This window comes from Collimonas sp. (genome assembly GCF_044339385.1).
In the GTDB taxonomy this organism is placed as follows: Bacteria; Pseudomonadota; Gammaproteobacteria; order Burkholderiales; family Burkholderiaceae_D; genus Collimonas.
Map to the genome: position 1 here is coordinate 1 of NZ_JBIIVN010000226.1, position 2,657 is coordinate 2,657.

General features: G+C 53.8%; 3 protein-coding genes and 1 pseudogene. All 4 read right to left on the reverse strand.

Features of this window, described 5'->3' with window-relative positions:
• Window positions 1-66: 66 nt before the first annotated feature.
• Complete coding sequence (locus tag ACIQ0R_RS12165) at window positions 67-795, reverse strand: hypothetical protein (protein WP_395827812.1); 729 nt, start codon at window positions 793-795, stop codon at window positions 67-69.
• 67 nt (window positions 796-862) lie between these two features.
• A complete protein-coding gene (locus ACIQ0R_RS12170; RefSeq protein WP_395827815.1) occupies window positions 863-1,594 on the reverse strand; it encodes a molecular chaperone in 732 nt (243 codons plus the stop codon).
• A 15-nt stretch (window positions 1,595-1,609) separates the two neighbouring features.
• A complete protein-coding gene (locus ACIQ0R_RS12175) occupies window positions 1,610-2,131 on the reverse strand; it encodes a spore coat protein U domain-containing protein (RefSeq protein WP_395827818.1) in 522 nt (173 codons plus the stop codon).
• Between the two features lie 421 nt (window positions 2,132-2,552).
• Window positions 2,553-2,657: pseudogene (locus tag ACIQ0R_RS12180) on the reverse strand (IS5/IS1182 family transposase); the annotation flags it as partial.

Genomic DNA, 2,657 nt, shown 5'->3' on the forward strand with positions numbered 1-2,657 from the left:
TTGCGCTGCGTTTCTGGTAATGCTTTGGCCGATGTGGCGTATGGCGACTGTCACGGCTTGAGACAATTATTGGGAAATGGGATTGTTCAGGGCGGACTGGATATCCACCACGGAAGGAGCTGCTGCCGTGCCACTGAATGTGGGCAGTGGAATTGATTGGAAGCCGGGGATGGTTGAGAATTTCGTGTGCCATTGAAGCCCGCCAAAATAGACCTGGCGCGACAGGGCGCTGACGCCGCTGATACCGTCGCCCACCACCAGCGTTGCTTGTTGCTCGGGGAAGTCCCGCGTGTACTGGCTGTCCAGACGGAACAGCGTGCGCTGTCCGGTCAGGTCGGAGCCAACAAAGCGGCTGGTATAGGTGCCGCCGCCACTGAATACCCCTACCTCCACCAAGCCGGAGAGATTGCTCTGGTTTTGGCCTTGCGTCTGGTTTTGTGCTTTTGTGTAATTGACGTCGTAGTTGAGGAAAGCGCCCGTTTCAGCGGCCTGTACCAGTAGCGGCCGGTGGTCTCCCAGATTGAACGCCGAATCGATGAGGGCCCCCGGAGGGGCGTGGATGATCAGGGTCTGAGTGGCGGCATCGATTTCCGCCTGCACGCCGGGCAGCGCATCGATCGGATAATAGTTGCTGTTGTGGCTGTTGTGGCTGTTGTGGCTGTTGATGGCGCCGTTGCGCGGCAGGCGCAAGCGGGCATTGCTCAATAACTGCGCTGGTACGATGATGCCGTTATCGGCGGCGCGCAAGATCAGCGTGGCGTCAGTCAATTTCTTATCATTGACGACAACCGCCAATAATATCTCCTGTTCTGATGCTGAGGTGTCAACTGCTGCGCGGCCTGGGGTTTGAAAAGCGATCAGGCTAGCGGCTAGAAACCTGATCAGCCTCCAGCCTGAGTTGTTCTTCAATCTCGCCCTTGTCTGTCTGAACATGCAGTCGAATCAAGCCGGAACGGATTTTTCCGTTTGTCAATGGCCACTCCTTGCGCTGACCCGGTAAAACATAAGCGGGCGTGCTGATTTGCAGGCTATCTGCGTTATCGGCACTGGTTAAGCGGATCTGCACAATTTTGCTATGCACGTTGCCGTCATTGGCCGCCACCAAAAACAGACCGTTTGCTTGCCGTCTTATCTGCCATGAGAGATTTTCCTGTCTTTTCTGCGGGAGGATAAACACTGGGATGCTGATTTTGAGCAAGGTTTTCAGGCCTGCCCCCTGCGGCGCACCGGATGGAACCTCTTCAATCACCAGGCGATAGCTTTTTTCGGTCGCCGAACTGACCGGATTGCGCACGCCAAAGCGCAGGAATTGAATTTGTCCCGGCGCTATCGCAAAAATCGGCGGGTTCAACATCAGGGCATCGGTATCGGCTTGTACTTCCTGTCGGCCATCGGTGTTCCAGTCGACTGCACCGACCTGTATCCGCACCGGTGTATCACCAGTGTTTCTGATTTGCAGTACGCCAGACGGGCGCTCTGCATTGAGGTCGAAGCCGATCGGGTTGACGTTGAATGACGCCGCCCACAGGTTCTGGGTAGTAATTGCGCAGGAGAGAATCGCGAGTTTATAGCGCGACCTGTCAAGGAATCGCATTCTGGATAAATCCGGTCAAAACGTGACAGTGGCGACGACCGTATCGGTATAGGTCGCGGCTGGTGCCGATGTTTGACCGGAGGGGACACTGGCATAAATGGTTATAGTAGTGGGAAGGCCTGTGGCGGTGACCGCCGCCGGCGCTGTGGCCGCCGTGTTACCCCAGGTTACGGCGTGATTGGTATCTGAAAATAAGCCGTAGTTGAGATATGACGGCGTGCCGCCACCACTGGAAAGACGGCGCAGCGGTACCGCATTGGTGGAACCGGTATTCGCATTGGCTCCCTGGCCCAGGGTGATGACCGGGCTGGCGCCTACGGTGCAGGTAGTAGTGACGCTGGCAGTGGTGTACTGGTTAGTGGCGGCGTTGGCGACGATCGGATCGTAGGTTGTCGTGAAACCGAGGGTGCTGATGCTGCAACTGTTGCTGATGGTGACCGTGTTGGTCATGGTGGCGGTTGCGGTACCGGCTAATGCGCTGGAGCACATGCTTGCCGCTGCGCTGATGACAATCATGTTCCGAACAAATTTTTGCATGATGAATCTCCAGATCGAGGTTTTCGGCATCGGAAATCCAGACCGTTATCTGGACATTTGTTTCGTGGAAAAGCAGTTAATTCGATTGGAACTTACATTTGAAGTGCAGAATTGTTGCCGCGTTGAATTTGAATTGTCAAGTTACATTTGAATTTTAAACAAAAAAATCGCTAGCGCCCTCTCTGGCTATGCTGCCGCCCCAAAAAATTGTTGAATTGCCCGCATTTGTTAATATTGATCCAATACTGATTGGACGTTTGGTTACAGTCGATGTGACATTCAAATGATGTTTTAGCAGCTATTTCCCCTGAGGTATTCCAACCCGGATTGCCGGACCGCCATCGCACTAGCCAAGTGAGTCGACATGTCTGATAACGATATTTGTTGCAGTGTGTTAACATTTTAATTCTTAGAGACGGTTTCATAAAGGCTGCGATGCCTGCTGAAGTTTGCTCCAGCAGATCAGACTGCAGCCAAGTTTAAGGAATGCTTGATGAATATCAGCGCGACGTTCGAAACGAATGCG

What these genes read in the sequence shown, in the direction of transcription:
- ACIQ0R_RS12170 (WP_395827815.1), bottom strand. Translation starts at nt 1,594, where the DNA reads ATGCGATTCCTTGACAGGTCGCGCTATAAACTCGCGATTCTCTCCTGC.
- ACIQ0R_RS12175 (WP_395827818.1), bottom strand. Translation starts at nt 2,131, where the DNA reads ATGCAAAAATTTGTTCGGAACATGATTGTCATCAGCGCAGCGGCAAGC.